Annotated in this window: 14 protein-coding genes; 8 read left to right on the plus strand and 6 right to left on the minus strand. The window is 62.2% G+C overall.

Annotated elements, in window-relative coordinates; all coding sequences use genetic code 11:
* Nucleotides 1-230: 230 nt before the first annotated feature.
* Nucleotides 231-881: a sigma-70 family RNA polymerase sigma factor gene (locus LZC95_25540; protein WXB00165.1), complete on the plus strand. Its 651-nt coding sequence runs from the start codon at nucleotides 231-233 to the stop codon at nucleotides 879-881.
* Nucleotides 878-4,282, plus strand: coding sequence for a serine/threonine protein kinase (locus tag LZC95_25545; protein ID WXB00166.1), 3,405 nt, complete (start codon nucleotides 878-880; stop codon nucleotides 4,280-4,282). The genes LZC95_25540 and LZC95_25545 overlap by 4 nt, the downstream gene beginning before the upstream one ends.
* Before the next feature lie 132 nt (nucleotides 4,283-4,414).
* On the opposite strand, the gene LZC95_25550 is transcribed toward LZC95_25545, so the two are convergent.
* Nucleotides 4,415-5,587, minus strand: a complete 1,173-nt coding sequence (locus LZC95_25550; GenBank protein ID WXB00167.1) for a hypothetical protein — start codon at nucleotides 5,585-5,587, stop codon at nucleotides 4,415-4,417.
* Between the two features lie 378 nt (nucleotides 5,588-5,965).
* Here LZC95_25550 and LZC95_25555 point away from each other — a divergent pair, with 378 nt between their 5' ends.
* Complete coding sequence (locus LZC95_25555) at nucleotides 5,966-6,142, plus strand: hypothetical protein (GenBank protein ID WXB00168.1); 177 nt, start codon at nucleotides 5,966-5,968, stop codon at nucleotides 6,140-6,142.
* 158 nt (nucleotides 6,143-6,300) lie between these two features.
* On the plus strand, nucleotides 6,301-9,957 hold the full coding sequence (locus tag LZC95_25560; GenBank protein ID WXB00169.1) for a protein kinase: 3,657 nt from the start codon (nucleotides 6,301-6,303) through the stop codon (nucleotides 9,955-9,957).
* 16 nt (nucleotides 9,958-9,973) lie between these two features.
* Here LZC95_25560 and LZC95_25565 read toward each other — a convergent pair whose 3' ends face one another.
* From LZC95_25565 to LZC95_25575, 3 genes are all read right to left on the minus strand, one after another.
* Complete coding sequence (locus tag LZC95_25565; protein WXB00170.1) at nucleotides 9,974-10,861, minus strand: TauD/TfdA family dioxygenase; 888 nt, start codon at nucleotides 10,859-10,861, stop codon at nucleotides 9,974-9,976.
* A gap of 885 nt (nucleotides 10,862-11,746) precedes the next feature.
* Entirely contained in the window at nucleotides 11,747-12,172 is a 426-nt protein-coding gene (locus LZC95_25570) for a GtrA family protein (protein WXB00171.1), read from the minus strand.
* A gap of 55 nt (nucleotides 12,173-12,227) precedes the next feature.
* Complete coding sequence (locus LZC95_25575; protein WXB00172.1) at nucleotides 12,228-12,767, minus strand: ester cyclase; 540 nt, start codon at nucleotides 12,765-12,767, stop codon at nucleotides 12,228-12,230.
* Between the two features lie 107 nt (nucleotides 12,768-12,874).
* Here LZC95_25575 and LZC95_25580 point away from each other — a divergent pair, with 107 nt between their 5' ends.
* Nucleotides 12,875-13,783: a LysR substrate-binding domain-containing protein gene (locus tag LZC95_25580; GenBank protein WXB00173.1), complete on the plus strand. Its 909-nt coding sequence runs from the start codon at nucleotides 12,875-12,877 to the stop codon at nucleotides 13,781-13,783.
* A 1,545-nt stretch (nucleotides 13,784-15,328) separates the two neighbouring features.
* Here the strand turns inward: LZC95_25580 and LZC95_25585 are convergent.
* On the minus strand, nucleotides 15,329-15,478 hold the full coding sequence (locus LZC95_25585) for a hypothetical protein (GenBank protein ID WXB00174.1): 150 nt from the start codon (nucleotides 15,476-15,478) through the stop codon (nucleotides 15,329-15,331).
* 311 nt (nucleotides 15,479-15,789) lie between these two features.
* Between LZC95_25585 and LZC95_25590 the strand changes: the two genes are divergently transcribed.
* Nucleotides 15,790-16,746, plus strand: coding sequence for a nucleoside hydrolase (locus tag LZC95_25590; protein ID WXB00175.1), 957 nt, complete (start codon nucleotides 15,790-15,792; stop codon nucleotides 16,744-16,746).
* A 308-nt stretch (nucleotides 16,747-17,054) separates the two neighbouring features.
* Complete coding sequence (locus LZC95_25595) at nucleotides 17,055-17,435, plus strand: hypothetical protein (GenBank protein WXB00176.1); 381 nt, start codon at nucleotides 17,055-17,057, stop codon at nucleotides 17,433-17,435.
* An 81-nt stretch (nucleotides 17,436-17,516) separates the two neighbouring features.
* Here LZC95_25595 and LZC95_25600 read toward each other — a convergent pair whose 3' ends face one another.
* On the minus strand, nucleotides 17,517-18,908 hold the full coding sequence (locus tag LZC95_25600) for a hypothetical protein (protein ID WXB00177.1): 1,392 nt from the start codon (nucleotides 18,906-18,908) through the stop codon (nucleotides 17,517-17,519).
* Between the two features lie 886 nt (nucleotides 18,909-19,794).
* On the opposite strand from LZC95_25600, the gene LZC95_25605 reads away from it, so the two are divergent.
* Entirely contained in the window at nucleotides 19,795-21,087 is a 1,293-nt protein-coding gene (locus LZC95_25605; GenBank protein WXB00178.1) for an alginate lyase family protein, read from the plus strand.
* Nucleotides 21,088-21,136: the final 49 nt, after the last annotated feature.

Genomic DNA, 21,136 nt, shown 5'->3' on the forward strand with positions numbered 1-21,136 from the left:
GGCCAAAAAAAAGTCGTCCCGCTGGAATGAGGCGTACGTTTCCCTTCATTGAGCGTCATTGGCGCTCATCGAAGAGTGTCCAATCAACATCATTGCCCGTCGTCCTGCTTTTCCCGCTTTCCGATACCCCACCGCACGGGCAAAGTTTCATCATGATGAGCAAACCGTTTGGAGGGAGCTTCCCCAAGACTCCGCCCTCAGCGGTTATGGGTGTCCGGAGCCCGGACCCGGTGCAGCGATCGCAATCGCTCAAGGTCATTTCGAGGTCGTACTGGAAGCCGATTTACAAGTACGTTCGCCTTCGCTGGCGCAAGCTACCCGCCGAGGCCGAGGAGATTACCCAGGAGTTCTTCGCGCGTGCCCTCGAGCGCACGACGTTGCAATCGTACGATCCGGGTCAAGCACGGTTTCGCACGTTCGTTCGCATGTGCGTGGATCGACTCGTCATCGACATGGACCGTCAGCACTATGCCAAAAAGCGGGGTGGCGCCGTGTCCCTTCTTCGGCTCGATTTCGGACTTGCGGAAGAGGAGATCGAGCGGGAAGCTCCAGTCGAAGATCCCGAAGCCGTGTTCGACGCGGAATGGGTAAAAGCCCTGGTCGATACGGCGGTCGAATCGCTTCGTACCACCTGTGAGCGTGAAGGAAGGAAAATTCACTTTCGAGCCTTCGAGCTCTTTCACCTGCGGGATGACACGGACCGCTCGACTTACGAAACCATTGCCTCCACGCTCGGTATCTCGATTACGGACGTCAACAACCGCCTTTCTTACGCTCGACGCGAGTTCCGAGCCGCGTTGCTCGAGGCGCTTCGCAACTGCACCGGAAGTGAGCAGGAGATGCAAGACGAAGCACGGATCGTGTTGGGACTTTCCTTGTGAAGCGTTTGCCGAGCGAAATCATCGGCTCGGTGCAATGGGAAAAGCATCCCCTGGTCTTCGGCGAGCGCTTCGACATCGAGCGTGAAGCGGGATTGGGCGGTACGAGCATCGTATACCGAGCACGCGATCGAGTTACGGGAGCCCCCGTCGCCCTGAAGGTCATGCGCACGACCCATCCTTCCGCTTTGCGAAGGCTCGACGCGGAGGCGCGCGCACTCGAAATGCTCCAACATCCAGCGGTCGTTCGCTACGTTGCGCATGGCGTCGGCAGCGAGGGCGAGCCGTACTTGGCGATGGAATGGATCGATGGCGAGACGCTTGCCGCGAGACTCCAACGGAGGGCGCTCGACGTGCACGAGGTCGTGAAGTTGGGCCGGTGCATCGCCGAGGCGTTGACGTCGGCGCACGCGCTCGGGATCCTTCACCGCGACGTCAAACCGAGCAATGTGCTCCTGCCAGAACGAGCGATCGAACAGGCCAAACTCGCAGATTTCGGGCTTGCCCGCTCGATGGGTATCGAACGAATGTGCGACGTGGGGTCCCAGAGGACGGCAACCGGAACCATCATCGGAACCCCGGGCTACATGGCGCCGGAGCAAGCGCACGGCATCGCGGACCTCGATGCGCGAGCCGATCTCTTTTCCCTCGGGTGTCTCCTTTTTCGCTGTCTCACCGACGCGGAGGCCTTCGAGGGCTCGCGCGCACTCACGGCGCTCGCGAAGCTCGTGCTTCTGGAGCCGCCGCGCGTCATCGATCTCCGTCCGGACGTTCCGGCAGCACTCGACGACCTGGTGGCCGCGTTGCTCGCGAAGGAGCGGGATCTTCGCCCAGCATCGGCGGAAGCCGTGCGCGAGGCACTCGAGCGCATCGAGCGGGACGTGCAGACGAGGGCCGTGCGAGGCTCGCGCAATGATCTGGAGCTTTTGCCGGGCATGGTCTTCGGTCGCTACGTTCTCGAGGAACGCCTCGGCGTCGGCGGCATGGGGGAGCTGTTTCGCGCCTTCGACACGACGTTGAGGCGCCCCGTCGCGCTGAAAATGCTTCGCGGCTCACCGGATCGCGAAACCTCGGCGCGACTGGTTCGCGAGGCGCGCGCAGCCGCGACGTTGAGCCATCCGAACATCGTGATCATCTACGACGTCGGCGTGCACGAAACGATTCCCTTCTTGGCGAGCGAGTGCATCACCGGCAAGAACCTCCGCACCTATGTCGGCGATCCTTCGGTGGACCTGCGGCGGAGGGTTCGATGGCTGATGGCGATCGCGGGCGGCCTCGACGCGGCACACCGCGCCGGCGTCGTGCACGGTGATGTGAAACCAGACAATGTCATGGTCGGAGACGACGGGGCGATCAAGCTCGTCGACTTCGGCCTCGCGACGGCAATGACCGCTGGCATCATGGGAACGCCTGCGTACATGGCGCCAGAGCAGATTCGCGGGGAGCCGCTCGACGGGCTCACCGATCAATTCGCGTGGGGCGTGACTGCGCACGAGCTCCTGACCGGCGAGCTGCCATGGCCGGGCAACGACCCTCTCGCGGCGATGGCCTCGGTGCTCGAAGGGCAGCCGCGCGATATGCACTTGCCTCATGAAATCGCAGGCGTGATTCGGCGAGCCTTGAGCAAACGGCCCGAGGATCGCTTCCCAACGATGGAGGCACTCCTCGCCGCACTCGAGCCGAGCGTCAAGGTTGCGCCGGTGCGCAAGCGATCTCGCCGCTTCGGATGGATCGCGGCGTCACTGGTGGTGCTAGGGCTCGTGCTTCATGCTTTCCTACCGCGGAAGGTGTCCGCGCCGATGGCCCTAACGGCGCCGAGCCCTACATCGGTCGTCGGGCTCCCGGTGTCTTCCGCTTGCGCCCCGGCGGCTGCCGAACTTCATCGCGAAGGGTTGAAGGCACTTCGCGCAGCAAATTGGAAGCGAGCGACAACGCTCTTCGAGAAAGCGGCCGCCATCGATCCCGCGTGCCCCGAAACGCAACTTCGCTTGACGGTGATTCCGAGAACGCGCTGGTCCAGGGCACGTCAGATGGAACAGCTCGGACGAACGCTGGCCATTCGCGAGAAGCTCAGCGAGCGCGATCGTCTCCTACTCGACGCGTACGCCCAGCTGATCTCGCCCGAGCTTCCCGACGAGAACGGAGCTACTCGGTTCCTCGATGAGGGAGTGCGCCGATTTCCCGAGGACGCGGAGCTTCGGGTCCTCGCGGCGCTGCGGCATTCGGGCGTCGCGATGCTTCCTCACGAGCTCGAGGGTTTGCTCACGATGGTGCGTCGCGCCACGGAAATCGATCCTCTTTACGCGGACGCTTGGCAGTTGCAGTCGCACATTCTCTGCCGTCTCGGCCGCCACGACGAGGAAATCCACGCGCTCGACCGATGTCTGGAGCTCTCGCCGGAAGCGGTCGACTGCATGGAAGATCGCAGCGTCGACCTGCGTCGCACCGGTCGCTGTAGCGAGGCGGTGACGCAAGCGCGGAAGTGGGTCGCATCGGAAGCGGATCAGCCGTGGGCTTACGGCGAGCTCGCGAACGCGCTGGCCGGCACCGGCACATCGCGCGCGGAGATCGAAGAAGCGCTCTCCTTGCGCTGGAAGAATCTCCCGCCCGAAGAGCGCGAGCTCGCGCGCCTGCGCGATTCGGCCGAGCTCGAGATTTGGGCGGGTGACTTCGACGCAGCACTTCGCATCGCCGAACAATTGAAACGTCGAGTCACCGGCTCCGAGACCATCGAAAAGCATCTGTCGGCGGCACTCATCTCCGTCGAAGCGTTGCGCGAGATGGGACGCGGTCGCGATGCAGCTCTGATCGCGGAGGGCTTCTTTCGGCGCGATGGAGTGTGGATCCGCGGCGATCCCACCCTCGCCTCCGAGTATGCGAAACCATCTCTTTTCGCCACGGCGCTCGAGCACGGCCAGATGACCACGGCGACATGGAAAAGCGCGACCGAGGTTTGGGAGCAGAACACTCGGGTGAAGATCGACAGCTTCAAGCGTTGGGTGCTTCGATGGGGCCCCGCCGTCGGCTCTCGCATCGAGGCGACCGAGGCCATGCTTCGCGATCCTCGACACGAAGCGGGAGAAGTACCCATGATCGACAATGCGCCCATGAACATGGGCGTGCTCGAAGCCTACGAGGGGCATATGCGTCTTCTCGCAGGTGACATCACGCGCGCGATCCCCCTTCTCGAAACGGCAGCGCAAACGTGTCAGGGACCTCAGCGCGGCGCGCTCCACGTGCGATCCCACCTATGGCTCGGCGCAGCCAAAGAGAAGGCCTCGGACATGCCCGGCGCGTGCGAAGCGTATCGTTTCGTCCTGCAGCGATGGGGCGCGGCGCGACCGCGTTCCGTAACTGCCGAGGAGGCCGCGCGTCGCAGCCGTGCACTCGGGTGCCCTCTCTAGCTACGAGGACGTCTTCCGTCGTAGCCTATGACGTGAACAGGTACATTCCGTGGACCATTGAAACGACGAAATGGGAATCATCCGCAGCGGTCGCCTCAACACTGGCCACCACGCCGCGCGCCAAGAGCGGATTCAGTCTACAAACCCGTGGGGCGACGCGAGGAGCACGATGAAGCGGCCGTCGTCCAGTCGGGCTCGAAAGGACAGCTGGCCCAGGTTGTTCTGAGCCACATTGCCGTACCCCGACGCGCTTGCAAAAGAGGCAATTTTTCCAATGCCGGGGATCACCGTTCCGGTGCGTGCTACGAGGTGCAGGGTTCCCAGGGACCAAACGTAGATCCCTTCATCTCGGACCCCGTTGGTGAAGGTGTCGAGAAACGCGGGGATGGTAATTTGGCCCCAATCACTGAGGTACTTCGAGCCCACGTCGAAGTGGACCGACTTCAGGTGGCCGCCTCCCGGCAAGGCGTCGCCCGGGCGCACGATAGGGAATACGGATCCTAGCGCCGCCATGTAGAGGTACACGCCGGTGTAGGCTCCGAATTCCTCCGGTGGCGGCGTGAGATCGCCAATGAACACGACATTGCCCCAGCGGTCGATGTTGGCCGTGTGTGCCTGGCGGTAGATTCCACCTTTGGGGGCCGGATCGCCGCGATGGGCGACCGTGGTAATCGGGCCGCCCGCTCTTCGCGTATAGACGCCCGTTCTGCAGTGGATCACCTTCTCATCGGCGGGATTGTCTACGCACTCCTCGCCCAAAATATGGCCACCAAACGCAACGTCACCGCGTTCGTTGATGGTCGCGTTGTACGCAAAATCGAGAACACCGCCGGGTGCGGGATCGCCCGGTACGGCCAGGCCGGCGATGCGGCCGTCGGGATCCGCGCGAAAGATGCCCGAGCCCAAGCCGCTTGGATTGCCAGGGATGCCATGCGGGGTGGGGTGAAGGCCTGGAAAGGATACAACGCCGTTGTCATTGATCTCTTCGTGAACATTCACCCCGCGAAAGACTCCACCGCCGGGCGCGCGCGTTACCCCCGGGGTCAGCACGGCACGCAGGGAACCGGTGCGGGAGGAATAGGCATAGACGCCCGCCCCCGCCCCCCGCGGCAGAAGTCCGCCAGGTTCGAGCAATCCCGTGAATGCCACGTCCCCCGACCCGTTCATGCTCATCGTAATGGGGAATTTGAAGGTACCGCCGCCCGGCGCCGCGCCTCCACTTTTCGCAATCTCGAGGATGTGTCCACGATCGTAACGATAGATGCCGACGGCTCCGGAGGGGGTCAGATCGGTATCGAATGCCAATTGGCCACGATCGTTCAGCGACCAGACTTCGAATATACCCCCCAGCCGCTCACCATTTGGCGCGAGGTCGCCGGCTTTTAGCAGTACGGAATAGTCATACTCCGATTCCGCTGCCTGTGCGGTAGTTGGCAAAATCGCCATCATCGACGCAACGACGACGGTGCAAGAAGCAGACGCCAAGCGAGTCATGGATCCCATGCTATTGCGCATCGTATGACTGGGCATGGCAACCATCAATGCTCGCTGGTCATCAAATCATTAGACCATTCGCGCCAATCGACGTCGCCTTTGGTGTCGAGATATGCTGCTCGCGCTTCGAGGCTTGCGCGATGCATTGTCGAGGGCAAAGACGCGCAACGCGTTGGCCTCGAGGGCCCGATGCTCGATCGATCACGCGCTCGCGACGCTGAGGTCGTTTCTCAGGACAACTCCCGGCGCGAGCTCGGTGCGCTGGTTCCGTTCTTCACGACCAAACGGTGGCACGGGTATCGGCATCGCACGATTACGCCGGATTACGCCGGATCGCGGGAGCTCACGGCGGGGAACTCGCCCTGACGAATCGGACGGATGCCTCCGGGTGCATCACGCGGTTGCCGCGGCTGCGCGCCCAAACGATTCTTGAAACGATTCGCGCGAGCTCTGCACTAGCAACTTCGAATCAACGCATGGCTTACGGCCGCGCGCGGTCGATCGTGCGATGGTAGACTGCGCGCGTGACCCAGCGAAGCATCCGTCCTGAAGACGTCACGGACGATCCCGGGATGGTCCGCACCGAAACGCTCACCAGCCGAAGCATCACGCATCTTCGCGGCGAGGCGACGGACTCCACGTTTCTGCAACCTGGCGAGGAGGTGGACGGCAGGTACCGCATCGAAAAGCTGCTGGGAATCGGAGGGACCTCTCGCGTTTGGCTCGCGCACGACGTCGTCGAGGGACGGCGCGTGGCCCTCAAGGAAATCGAGGCATTCCCGGACGTTCACCACGACGACGTCGAAGAGAGTGTGCTCATGGTTCGTCGCGAATTCTTCGCGATGAAGAGGCTGCGGCACCCCTTCACCCTCAAAGTGTACGACTGCGGCCTTCTCCCGTCGGGCAATCGCTACATCACCATGGAGCGCGTCGATGGAGAGGACGTCAATGCCCGCGTGCACAAGTCCCCTCTTGCCTCCAACGAAGTATTCGATTTGCTCATGCGCATTGCGCAGACGCTTGCGTTCATCCACGCCCGGCTCTTCGTGCATTGCGATATCAAGGCCGACAACATTCGTCTGCTGCCGAACGGTGATATCAAATTGATGGATTTCGGCGTGATGCACCAACTCGGAACCCCGACGGCCGGGCGCCTTTGGGGAACGGCTGCGTACATCGCCCCGGAGTGGCTCGTCGGGAGTGCCATCGATGGCCGCGCCGATCTTTACTCGCTCGGGGTACTCGGTTTTTTCGCCGCGACCGGACAATATCCCTTCAATGGGCAGACCGTTACCGAGATCCTGCGCGCGCACCGGGACCAGGAACCGCCCACACCGTCCTCGATTTTGCCGTCGATCGATCCCCGACTGGAAAGCATTCTCCTGCGCCTACTGGCCAAGGATCCGGCCCAGCGATATCCCAACGCGAACGCGTTGATGGTGGCTCTCGCCAAGGCCACGGGTGCGGCGGCGTTCGAAGAGCCACTCGGTTGCCGGGCCAGCTATCTCCACGTGCCCATCGTCGTGGGGCGGAAGCACGAATCCGAGCGCTTGATGGAGGCGTTGCATGCCGCGGAGCGAGGTAACGCTCGCGCGGTGTTCATTGCCGCCCCCGCCGGCACCGGCAAGTCGCGCCTTCTATCCGAGCTGGAGCTTCAGGCCAAACTGGCCGATATCACGGTGGCCATTGGCCAATGCCACGCCGAAGGCGTCGCGCCGCTAACGCCGCTCAAACACGCCTTACGACTTCTTTTACCGATCACGCCGCCGGAGATGCTCGCGCGTATTTCCGGACCGCTCGCACCTCTTTTCGCCACCGAGCATGCGAATGCCGAGGGCTTCGCGCGGGCGCCGCAGGAAGGCAAGCTCATTGTGTTCGAAGCGCTCTCCCGCTGGCTCACCGAGCTGGCCAAGGTGCGGCGATTCGTCCTTGCCTTCGAGGACCTCCACTGGGCCGACGATGCCACAATCGAGCATCTCAACGTCATCGTCCATGCACTTCACGGCACGCGCGGGCTCGTCTGCGGAACCCTTCGATCGGACGAGCTCACCTTTTCGCCGCTCTATCACACCGTTTTTGCGGGCGCGGCCGAAATCTTGAAGCTTCCTCCTCTGTCGCACGGGCAATTGCGCGAGTTGGTTTCGCTCGCTCTGCCCGGTTTCGACGTGCCCCGTACATTCATCGACAATCTGTATGGCACGACGGGCGGAAACGTCTTTTTCGCCACCGAGTGCTTGCGCGCCCTGGTCGAGCGAGGTGCGCTGAGCCGGCCCGACGGGGAATGGCATGCCCACGCGGATCTGGGAACCATCGCGCTGCCCAGCAGCATCGGGGAAGTGATTCGCCAGCGTCTTTCCACGCTCTCGCAGGACCAACTCGATTTTCTGCGGCGCGCCGCTCCGGCCGGACGCATCCTCGATATGGCGCTCGTGCGCGCCGCGGGAGAGCTGAGCGAAGAGAAGCTATTTCTATCCCTGGAAGAGGCCGTGGAGCGCCAGTTCCTGCAATACGCAGACGGGACGTACCACTTTACGCACGATACCGTGCACGAGACGATTTACGCTGCCACGCCGGCTCTCGAGCAGCGTCTTTATCACGGGCGGATCGCGGAGTACCTCGATCGCACGGTGGGAAGCAGCCCTGCTGGGGCCCGCTCCGTGGGTTACCATTTTGCGCGTTCGCTCGAGCCCGCACGAGCCATTGCTCCTCTGCTGTTCGCCGCGCAGCATCTTCTGGCCAACAGCGGCATGCTCGAGGGATATCGGATCCTCAAAGAGGCCGAGGCACTCCTGGAAAAGCACCGCAATTATCCCAATCGGACCGAGCTCCAAGTGCCCGCCTTGGGAAAGCTCATCGAAATCGGTTACAGCTGCGACACCCCCATATCGTTCGTATTCGCTTCGAAGCTCTTTTCTTACTGGGATAGAACGCTCGATCTCGATGCGGGACGCGAGATCGTGCATCGTCGGATGCTCACGGAACCGAAAAGGGTGTTCCGCGAGATTTCGGTCCACGCACGGATGAGCGCGGAGGAAGCTTTCCTCAAGAGATCCGAATATCGAATTCTGCAATGCATGGCGCTGGCCATCATGGGCCGTTCGGCGGAGTTTCAAAGTGCGCTCGAGAGCGCCGACACGGAAAATGGTAAGGATTCGCCCTTCTGCGCCGCGGCCCATATCGCGGGCGGTGGGGGACTGCTCCACCACGGACATTTCGTGAGCCTCGTCCAAGAGATGAGGGATCACTTGACCGTGCTTCGCGCGTTTCGCGCCGAGAAAACAGGCGCACCGGCGCGGCTTTATTGGACCCTGGCGATGGGCAGCTATTTCCTGAATCTCATGTCGGCACTCATGGGGAATGAGCTCGATCCCCGCGCAACCTCGGACGTGCTCGAGGTTGCGGACGAATTGGGAATTCCGGAGATCCGCATTTATCATCTCTTGTCGCTGGTGGTGCGCGCGGCGGTCATCGGGGATGCGTCTCAGTTCGACCGCTACCATGCCGAGATGAACGACCGGATGCGCCGGGTGGGCAATCCGCCCCTCCCCGAGCGCAACCTCGCCATTTTTACGCCGGTTTACTCCCTGGAGCGGTGCGATGTCGAGCTAGCCACCGCGATTGTGCAACGGGGCGCACAAATCAGCGAAAAGGTCATGCCCGGCGATGACTGGCTCAAAATCTATGTCGCGGTGTACAGCGCTTGTCTCTTGGTGCTCCGCAAAGAATACGATGCTGCGCGGTCCGCGCTCTCGAAGGCCATCTCCGACGCGCGTGCGCGCGATTTTCGGCTGGAGACCTTCGCACTCGTCTACATGTCCCGATTGGAGCAGGCGGTGGGCAATGTCCCTGCGGCGCGCGAAGCCGCCGAACTCGCCCTGGCACGGGCCACCGGTGCGGTCCGTGGGAATACCTTCGATGAAATTCTCGCTCGGCGGGCGCTCGCGGCCATCTTTCCGGGGGCAACGGGTGACCATCAGCTCGAGATCGCGCGTGAATTGGCCAATGAATCGGGCAACGTTTTGCAGCTCGGCATTACCTTGCTGACCCTCGCCGAGCGTCGGGCTTCACGTCATCGCGGGGCTGCATTTGCGCTTCTGGCCTTGGCCCGGAAGCACCTGAAGGCGGCAGGCGCACACGTCTGGCTCGAGAGAGCCTCTCGCCTCCAGGACGGGTGGCGTTGAGGCCACGGCGTGACTTCTAATACACCGCCACGCTCCGCCGGCCATCCACGCCAATGGGCGCTTCACCCTTTACCAAGACGCGCCTCATCAATCGCTCCTGCTCGCCGTAGTCGTCGACGGTGAAGTTTTGGCTGGACCTCGCGTCCCAGATGGCGACGTCTCCCTCCCGCCAGCTCCACCGAATGACGTGCTCCGGCCGTTCGATGTGCGATTGGAAGAGATCGATGAGCACCGCCGATTCTCTGGCAGAGAGCCCATCGATGCGTTGCGCCAAGTTGCCCAGCAACAGCGATCGCTCGCGCGTCTCTGGATGAACGATGACCATCGGATGCAAAGCCTCGAAACGGGCGGCTGCGGCCGCAGTTCGTGCGTCGGGAGGCGCTAGACAGGGGGCATTGGAATGCCGAACCCATAGTCGATCGGCCAGACGCCGCAGCGGTTCCGCAAGGCGACGGTACGCGGTTGCGGTGTTGGCCCACAGCGTATCTCCAAATGGTGGTACAACCACGGCCTGGAGGACTGCTATCTTGGGATAGGCGTCCAAGTATGCGCCGTCGACGTGCCATACGTCGTTCCGGGGATGCTTGTTATCCGTCTCCGAGAACGTGTCTGACGACAATATCAGCATGGCAGCGCCCGAGTTGCCCAACGCATTCGGGTGCGTGAATGGTACGCCGAACAGCGCGGCGACTCTCTCTTGCTCGTCCGAGTCCAGGTGCTGCTGGTCACGGAAGAAGAGCACTTTGCAACTGAGAAGCGCGGAATTAAGTGCGTCTACCATATCCGTGGAGAGGCCACCGTGAAGGCGCACGCCTTCGACGACGCATCCGCCAGCACCGGTCAGAGCGCGGACACGGAACCGTGGCGGGTTCACCGCCATGTCGGAGAATGCTCTACGGGACATCGTCGTCATCTCCTTGCAGGCGCTTATGTCCTTTTCTTGCGAGAACGAAGCCCGAAACACTGCACCGAATAGGATAGCCCGTAGTGGGTTGAACGCGTACGCTCATATGGGGTTGCCCTGGCGCCAATTGACAACACCGAGCGAAATATCGAGTCGCTCGGCGCGAAACGGTCTCAAGTCTCGCCCTTTTTTCCTATGAGAGCTTCGAATTCCCCGGCCTGGGCGAGAAGAAGCTCACCATGAGGTCCAAAAGGGATTGACTCGGGAAGACATGGTCGTCCGAAGACTTCGAACTGCCGGCCAAGGCTGGCGCGGAATACACGCTAGGCCGGACCAACGGTGTCCCATCCAAGTTTGCTTTGGCAACCGCTGTTATTAATTTGGTAACCGGTGTCGAACGACAAATCAAGCAGCAATTCAATTTAACCATTCGGTGCGGTACGTGACTGAGTGCGGCGGTATTGCGTTAGGTGCAAATGGCATTCATTCCCTCTCGTTCCGTCGTATATCCGCGATGGAGTCGGAGTAACATCGAGTCTCTCTACGCGATGCTCCGACGTGACGAGCGTGATAGTTCGTCGTCGAGCCCGATGCTGACGGAGGGGGCGGAGGCAGATGGCCGATGCCGAATGGACGCCGAACCCCGGGGGTGCTGTTGCGTACGTCGTTGGCGGTGGCAAGCGGAGATGACACTAGGCCCAGAGCCCATGTGTGAGGGAGATTCCGTATCAATCAATCCGACATTGCCGACTTCGATAATTTTGCAACCGATGAATTCACCCGCCGTGGTCCCGGAAGCGCGCATTCCGTCGAAGACGCTGAGGGCGCGCACGCCGCGTGAAGGCCCACGGTTGCCGTTATGTTAGGTGGGATGATGTGTCTGCGCTACCTCCGGTCATCGGAAGAAGCACGATCGCGAAAAACGAGGTGCCAGACCGGAAAGCTGTACGCGAGCCACACGAGGTTCGTCGTCACGAGGCGCACGGGCAGGTAGAAAGGTCGCGTGCTCGGGATGAATCGCATCACACTTTCGAAAAGGGCGGCGTTCAAGGCGAGGCCCACGAACTGCACCACGGCGAAGAGCACGACTTGCGCCCTGCGGATCTTCCCGCGCTCGCCAAATGCAAAGTACTTCTGACCGAAGTACATGACGATGGCGCCGGTCGTGAAGGCCGGAATGCTCGCCACGCGTGGCCCGAGTCGCACTCCGCTCGTCAGGAACGCGAGCACGCCGAGGTCCGCCAAGGTCGCAAACGCGCCCGCCCCTGCGGAGCGCGCGAGGCGTTTCAGCACGTTCCAGAGACGACTCATGGCCTCTTCTATACATCGATTGTCAGCCAGCGTGCGAGCTTACCTCGCCTCGGGTCTATTTGCCGAGCCCGATCTCCTTCATGAACTCCTGGTTATCCCAGAAGAGATACTCCTCGTGCATGACACCGTCCGGCGACCAATGGCCTACGGTGACCATCTGGATCTTGAACGCCTTGCCCGTTGGCGGAATCGTTTTGCCGTCACCTATCGGCATGGGCTTCGTGAACGTGCCTTCCAGCACGCCGGTTACGGCTGTCCAATCCTTCTTGGCGATCTTGATCGGGTGCTCCTGGATGCGCGTGTCCGGAGCCCAGACGAACATGCCCTTCAGGTCCTCGATGTGCTTCTCGATGCCTGTCGTCGTGTGTCCGTCCGGCCAATGGACCACGATGTCTTTCGAGTGGGTGCGACCGAGCTCGCCCCACTTTTGGTTCGTGTAGACGTTGAAGTCGAGGTCGTCGAAGAGGGCGAGCTGCTTGGCCTCGAGCGCCTCTGAACCCGCGGGGGCGGTCGTTGCGCAGGCCGCCGTGCCTACCGTCAGTGCCACCGCCAGCAGGGTGGAGGCGATACGCGCACTTGCCTTGACGTTCTTCATGTGAGGTTTTCCTTGGTCCTTGTCGCCATGATCAGCGCTTCTGATGGCATTCTGCATCGTTGCTCGGAATGCACTAGATGCTCGAACAGCGCTACAGTGTCTCCAAAATGGGAACAATCGATTTCAACCTCCTCCCGCTCTTCGTAGCCGTCGCGGAGACATCGAGTTTCTCTCGCGCCGCCGTGAAGTTGAACGTCCGGAAGTCGTCCGTTAGCCGCGGCATTGCGGCACTCGAAGGCGCGATGAACGTTCGGCTCTTTCATCGGACCACCCGACAGGTGTCACTGACCACGGCAGGTACGGCGCTGCTGGAGCGTGCGTCGGCGCCGCTCGCATCCCTTCAGCGATCGGTCCTTGACCTACCCGAGGTCCAAGAATCGGTATCGGGGCAGCTCCGCATCACGGCACCGATTGACCTCGGTTCCACGGTGCTCGCTCCGATAGTGGCCCGCTTCTCGTCGCTGCATCCCGGCCTGGAGATCGATCTCCGCCTCACGAATGCGTTCGTCGACTTGGTTGCCGAGGGGATCGATATCGCATTCCGTATCGCTAGCCGGCCGCTCAAGGACTCGTCGCTGACCGCCCAGAAGATCGGGGCCGTCCATCTGCAACTATTTGCATCTCCGGGCTACCTCGCGCGCAAAGGGAGGCCACGGTCACCCGACGATCTCGCCAAGCATTCGTGGGTCACCTTCCGTCACGCCGAGCGGTTGAAGCTCGTCGGGCCAAACGGCACTGCCACCGTCGGGTGCCGTGGCCCGATCCGGTGCGATGACATGTTCTTCATGCGCGAAATACTCCGGCAAGGTGCGGGCATCGGATTGCTTCCGACCTTCGTCGCGGGGTCGGATGTCACCGCCGGAGAGTTGGTCCATGCGCTCCCACAATGGACTGTGCCGCAAGGACAGCTCTGGTTCTTGTACCCTAGCGCACGTCACCTTCCCCGAAAGGTGATCGCCTTCCGCGAGTTCGTCGTCGAGTGCTTGCGCGGTCGAGTTGGGCGCAAAGACCCATAGCTGGTAGTCCGGCGCGAACGCTTTGACATCGATGGGTTCGTAACCGCGCCGCATTGCTTCGTGGTACAGCCGCGACTCGTACGCAAAGACGGGGTCGAATCGATCGGCGCGCGATGAAATGAGAATCAGTATGTCGGGCCATTGATTGAGCACGTACGCGGCATCCCCGCGCCCGCCTTGTGCGACGTAGACGTCGTTCAAACCATAGGTATCGATGGCCCGCCAGCGTGACATATACGGGAGCACTCCATTGTCGAGCAGCGCCATCGTCGGTTCCTTGCCAGCTTGCCGCGGGACCGTGGCCAAATCGTGTGCAATGGCGATGTGCGCCCGCCGCAAACCCTCGGCGTACGCAAGTTTGTCCTCCAGGTTCACGTCACGGAACATCAGAAAGTGCGTGGGAACGAGGAGCACGAACGTCGCGAGCGCCCCCACATCGAGGGACACCCACCGCCAGCCTCGCTCGATATGGCGACGAAGACGCTCTCGAGCCTCGGAAAATCCAACGCCGGCCAACGCCGCGACGAACGGAACCAGCGGGTGCAGGTACCGATGGTTGTACGCCATGAGCGGGGCGGGAAAGAGGTAAAAGGCAAAGAGCGCGAGTGCGGCGAGCAGCGGCGCGGCCGCGCGCCGGCGTTGCCAAAATGCACCGAGTGCGGCAAGCGCGGCGATGGGAAGCTCGCCCCAAAGAAGGTTCGCGACGAAGCCCCACGCCTCGTCTGCGCCGGCAAACATCGTGACCTTTTCGGTCTTTACGTAAAATGGAAGTGGCAAAAGGCACCCATAATAATGCCAGCGCCATAGGAAATAGATTGCGCCGGGCAGCACGTACACGAGCGCGAGCTTCACGACGAAGCCGCGACGCAGTGCATGGGGAAGCTGGATCCAGAGGACCGTGGCGGTGACGGCTGCCACCAGATTCCCATCGGGCCGAACGAGGCCGAGCACGAGGGCGCTCGTCGCAAACAGATACGTGCTGCGCCGGTAGCTCGGACCGTGCGCGGGCTCGCAAGCCCGATCGAGAAGCCGTACGGCACACAGAAAAAGCACCGTGCACATCGTCGTGTAGAGCGCGGTCTCCATGCCCGAGACGGCGTGTGCGGCCGTTCCGAGATACGCGAGGAGGAAGGCAGCGGCGAGGACGGCCGCACACACGCCGGCATCGCTCGGCTGTGTGTCATCGGGGGCGCTCGTGACGTGCGTGTGCATCCATGTCCTTGCGAGCGCCGCCGTCACACCTATCCCCGCCACCGTAGCGAGCAGGGAACCCACCTTGGCCAAAAGTTCGGCATTGAACGGGAGCCCATGGATCGCCGCGGCAAACAGCGTCCATACGAAGGACGTGTACCCTTCGGCGCGTTCACCGGGGTTGAAGACGGGGCCGAACCCCTCGGCCCAGTTCCGGCCGTACCGCAGAGTGATGAAGGTGTCATCGACCGTGCAAGGCCAAATGGCCAATACCAAGCTGAGAAAAAGCGCCCCGCCCACCAGAACCCAAAGCGCGAAGCCGACCCGCGAAAAAGTGCGCATGGCCGCACGGGTCTACACATTCCACGCCACCAGCATCTCGTCCCCGAGCCCGGTGAAGAGCCGGACCGCGCACGAGGCAGGAAGCGTACAGCCAAGGCCGCCGCCGAATTGGAATGCGGCATTCGGTTCTTGTGCACGGCACGTTCGACATTGTTCAGCCATGGCATCGTTGGCGGCACAATGACCGCTGCCCGCGGCTCAATTTGGCCATGGAGTTCGTGGACGGCTACACCCCGCTGGAGTGGCAGATTGCGCAAGATCGTTCCTGGCGCGAACGCGGAGGTCGCGGAGATATCGACGTGGTGTGACGATTCAGAAAAGTGAGTACCGCATGCTACTTGCCGCAAAGTGTGCCGCGCACTCGACAGGGCGCGCGAGGTGGGGCATGTCTTTTTTCCATGATCCGAAAGAGTCTCGCTGCATTCTTGCTCGTTGGGTGTGCGCACGGCCACGAGTCACCTGCCACGACAGCCATGAGCCCCTCGGCAGAGACCAATGGCGCGCTACCTTTGCTCGTGGATACCGACATTTGCGCCGATGTGGACGACATCGGGGCGCTGGCCATGGTCAATTCGATGCACTCGCGCGGCGAGGTGCGGCTGCTCGGTGTGATGGTGGACACGCGGGGCAATGCAGGCGCGGCCGCCGTGGATGTCGTGAATACGTATTATGGCCATCCCGATATCCCGATTGGTGCATTACAGCCCACGGACGCGTCGAAATGCGATCTATCCCATGATTACGTCGGGCATCTCGTCGAGCGCTTTCCGCACGATCTCACGGGAGGCTCCGCGGCGCCGAACGCCATTCACCTGTATCGGAAGCTGCTCGCCGCAGAGAAGGATCACAGCGTGGTCATCGTCTCGGTGGGCGCGGCGACCAACTTGGCTGCGCTGCTCGACTCCCGCCCCGACGCCGCGAGTGCGCTTTCCGGCGCCGAGCTGGTTTCGAGGAAGGTCGCGCGCCTCGTGCTGATGGGCGGCAAATACCCGTACAGCGACACTGGGCCCGAGTTCAACTTCAAACTCGATCCCGCGGGTACACGCCACGCGGTGGACCATTGGCCGACCCCCATCACGTTCAGCGGGCTCGAATCGTTCGTGAAGCTCGGAAAGCGCGTTTCGACGGAAGCACCCTTGGACAGCCCCGTGCGCATGGCCTTCGAAATCGGCTACGGCCCGGGCGTCAACCACGACGCGTGGGATATGCTTCCCATCCTGTACGCGGCGCGCAGAGGACGGTACTTCACCGAGAAGAACTGCGGCTTCAACCGAATCAGCGACGATGGCTCGAATCGATGCACCGTCGACGTACCATCCGACGCCAAAGAGTCGGATTCGATCGCAAGCCGGCAACGCTACCTCCGCTTCTCGGATCCCGAAGGACGCGCGACGGCGACCATCGAGGACATGCTCGTCACGGGCCGCTGATCCCAACCGTCGCGACGTCGAGAAAAAGGACATCGACTTGCGAACGCTGCGCGGAGTTCGGTAGCGGTTCGTACCATTCCTTGATGCGCGCCGGTGATGTCCGCACCTCCGCCAGCTGGCGCCGGACGAAGAAGTGGTACATCCCCTCGACTTTTGGCGTCAATATTGATGGCATCAATATTGACGGCGAAGCGCGCTCACCGTGATGGTGCTGTTCAACGGCGACCTTCGACCTCACCGTGCTCGAGCGTTGCACGAGAGCGGTCGGAAACTTTACCCGAGCAGGGAGCGGGCCTATCGTGCTGGCCATGCGCCTTCTCGTCGTGTCGTGTGCCTTCCTCTTCAGCGCAGTCGTTGCATCTCAGGCCCAAGCCGAGACCTTGGCCTCGGGGCAGGCGCACCCTGTCGCTGCGGCATCGTCGACCCGCGGACACCGCTCGAAGAAGGCCAAGCGACCTGCGAAGAATCCGGAACGCGCCACGGCCGGCGCCGTCAAAGCGACGGCCGCCCCTGCCCCGTTTCAGCCGCCCGCTGCGTCGATGAGCCGCCCCGTCGAGGAGCCCCCCGCGCCCGCGGCAGCACCGAGCCCCCCGAAAGCAGCGTTGCCCCGTTTGCCGGCGGCGCACGGCAAGCGAGTTCGAAAGAGCAAGACCACGCGTCCGGCACACGGCACCGCAAAGAGCATCTGATGGCGGCAGACGCCTTTCGCACCGCTAGCCGGTCCCCCGGCTAGCGCATTTCATGCAACTTGATTGCGAACGCAGCCTGTCTCAGAAGTAGTAGAGCTGCATGGCGAACGTAAACTGATTCGTCGAGTTCTTGGCGCCCTCTCCGGAGGTGGGAGCGTTTGGAAACTGCGAGCGATTGTACGCGACCGTGAAGTTGCAGTAATTTTCGTATAGGTGGTATTTTAGCCCGCCGCCAAACCAGATTCGATTGGCCACCTGCGTTTCGTCGCGGCCAAAGAACTGACCTTCGAACTTGCCGAAGGCAGACATATTTATCGTTTTGTTGAAGTAGGCCGCTTCGACGAGGACATCGTTCTGGCCGGCGAGCGTGCGCGCCGTTTCCTGGCCGTCGTAATACGTGTAGTTGACGAAGGCGCCAATTTCGTCTCCCCCGGCCTTGGCATCTCCGTTGAGTGGAATGGCCGTGAACGCGGCGCCGGAGACAGCGTAATACGGATCGAGCCCCGAGCCCTTCTGGAGATCGACGCCGGAGCTGATCCCGAGAACCTTCTTTCGGCCGTAATAGGTGCCGTGGAAGACGTATCCCTTTTCGGGATCGAGAAAATTGAATTGGAGGTAACTGGAAAACCTGGGCGAGTTCTGCGCCCCCACCTCCACCTGCGGCGTGCCATGCGGGGCTTCCCGGATGCCCGAAAAGACACCGAGACGGTATTCGAAGCGGTCGCCGAAGAGCTGCCCCTTGGCCTGAAATCCCACGTCGCGTAGCACGGATGTCTGTAAGGCGCCGAGGGTGACGGCGGTGGTGTTGCCGGTGTCGAGGCCAAGATAGGTGGTCGTGGCCATGACGTGATTGCGGCTCACGGGGACGATCATGAGGCCCCCTTCGAGCATGAACGCGTCATGGAACTTCACCTCACCCCACGCATCGAGAATTTGGGGCGGGTTGAAGTTTTTGTTGTTGCTCGTGGTGCTGTTGGTGGCCATACCCAACGACGAACTTTCCAGAAGAACGTACACCGTGATGTTCTTCATTAAGTTCGCACCCGCGAGGATGCGGCCCCGCCGCAGGATGAAGTTGTTCTGGTGATCGCCCGTGCCGCCATCGGGCTCCCGATTGGAATCCTGCGACGAGTCTGCCCAGACCTGTGCTTGCACACCCAATCGAAGTGCCACGTTCTCGCTGAGCCGCAGCTCGCGATTCGGCCCCACGATAGGATATTTCACCGGCTCGGGCGCAGGAGGCGCCGGCGGTGCCACCGCGGGGGTCGGCGTTGGCGGCGGCGCGTCCGGTATGGGGGGCTGCAGCGCGGGCGGCGGCGCCGGCTCGGCGGTTGGAGGTGGTTCGGGCACGGGCGCCGGCGGCGCGGGTGCCGGCTCCGGCGTCGTCTGGGCATCCGCGGCGGCGGAGGCCAAAAGGAGTCCCAATGCAATGAGTGAAGCAGACCATCGTCGATACAGCGTGCGGTCGCTCATGTTCGATCTCCCCGTGTCTGCTGAAGCTGGCTAAGGGCGCGATTCTGAACCGCTACTTGCGATTTCGCAAGGCGCTTCCCCAGCCAACGCCGAAAGCAGTTCCGTCCGCGATTGCGACCATGCGCGGCATCGCTACGCCACGGTAATCGCATTCTTCGCCTTCATCGGGAACGTGGCGGAGCTCCTTTTGCCCAGATCGCGCCGTCGCTATCGACGAATCCTTTTGACAAGACGGATATGCGGCGTGAGTACGCAAAATCGCTTCGTAGCGAGCGGGTTTCCGGTGAGCGTCCGTTCCGATCCGTTGTTGAGGCTCAGATCAACGGATCACGGCGTCGGTTGCAAATCATTGCGTCATTGAAATTGTCGTCTTTTGCGATTCACCGCGTCAATGTGGCTTTACACCTCAAGCTAGAGCCTTGCGGATCGCGGCACCGCTCCGGATTTCCGGGACAGTTGGTGTGCGAATGTCTACACAACCGGTCGGCCTCTTGGGTCCATCCCGGGAATATCCCGAATACCCCGCGACCACGGGCACCCATGGAATCTCCGAGCCATGATTGTCGACGATCCGATTGTCTTGGTTTGCTCACTTGGCTTGGGCACGAGGAGACGATGTCGTGAATCGGTCGCTCGGCGGTCCCCTTCCCTGCGACCTGCATGTCGAGGAAGAACGCCTCGACGTCGTTCGCGCCTTGCGATCGAATTGGACTCGGAGCAATGGGGTGCGCGCCCGACGCAGCGCAATAGATACCTTGTAGCCATTGGGGGGCTCTGAATCGGCGGCATTCGACTCTATTGACACCGGTGTCAAACTTTGAAGAATCGTTCCCCGCGAGGGTGAACTCAGAACCAACTGTACCTTGCTCGAGGTAAGGGGTGCGACATGTCCGTTCGATTCGTGACGATGCTCGTGGGCATTGGTGTGGTGGCGGGATGCAGCGGCGATGCGCCTGCCGATATCGAAGGAGGGCACGAGGCCCTCGCGGCTGCGACGCCCGGCACGGTGGTCCTCGACGGTGCGCAGTTGATGGCGACACGGCAAGCACTCGCCAATGGCGGGGGCACGCCAGCACAACGGGCGGCGCTCGCGGCCTTGCTTCATCGCGCCGACGACGCGTTGACTGCCGGGCCTTGGGCGGTGACCGACAAGGACCAAGTGCCGCCGAGCGGAGACAAACACGATTACCTGAGTCAGGCCCCCTATTGGTGGGCATCGAAAACGCCGACGCCGGACAACCCGAAAGGGTGTCCTTACGTGTCGCGCGATGGGCAGCGCAACCCGGAAGCCGATGCGATCACCGACCACTACGAGCGCATGGTGGCATGGGACGCGATCGTCGATTTGTCCCTGGCCTGGTTCTACACGGGGAATGCCAACTACGCGGCGCGCGCGGTGCTCGATGTGCGCACGTGGTTTCTCGATGCCGCAACCCGTATGAACCCGAGTCTTCCGTATGCGCAGCTGATCCCCTGTCGAACGGATGTCCGCGGCACGGGCATCATCGATACGTCGCAGAACATCACGCACCTCGTGGACGCGCTCGCGATCCTCGATTCGGGCGCGCCGGGTTGGACGGCGGCGGATCGCTCGGGCATCAAGGACTGGTTCACGAAGTTCCTCAAATGGATGCAGACCAGCCCGCAGGCCAAGGCCGAATTGGGTGCCAAGAACAACCACGGTAGCTTCATCGACATGCAGAACGCGGCCATCGCGCTCTACGTCGGGCAAACCAGCAACGCCAAAACCATCGTGGAGGCCGCGAAGTCGAAGCGGATTGCCGCCCAAATCAAGTTGGATGGGAGCCAACCCGCGGAGCTCTCGCGGACGATGTCGTGGCACTATGCCAACTTCAACCTGACTGCGCTGGGCCGTCTCGCCGAAATCGGGACACATGTCGGCGTTGATTTGTGGCACTACACGGCCCCCAACGGCGCAAATCTGCTCAAAGCCGTGGACTTTGTCATCCCCGCCGCCGAAAAAGGCGCTAGCGCATGGCCGTACCAGCAGATCAACGGTTTTCAACAGTTCATCGCGGTCGACATTCTGCACGCCGCCGCGGAGCAAGCCAACGACACGAAGGCCAAAGCGGCCCTATCCAAGGTCCCCGCCCCGCCGGGCGGCGACTTATGGCCCATCCGTCCCTCGTGTACGCCGCTCGATCCTCCGGCGCGCTAGAGGAATGGGATTCCCTCACATCATGCTTCGCTCAAACGGGCGATTGCGC

The organism is Sorangiineae bacterium MSr12523 (assembly GCA_037157775.1).
Classification (GTDB): Bacteria; Myxococcota_A; Polyangia; order Polyangiales; family Polyangiaceae; genus Pendulispora; species Pendulispora brunnea.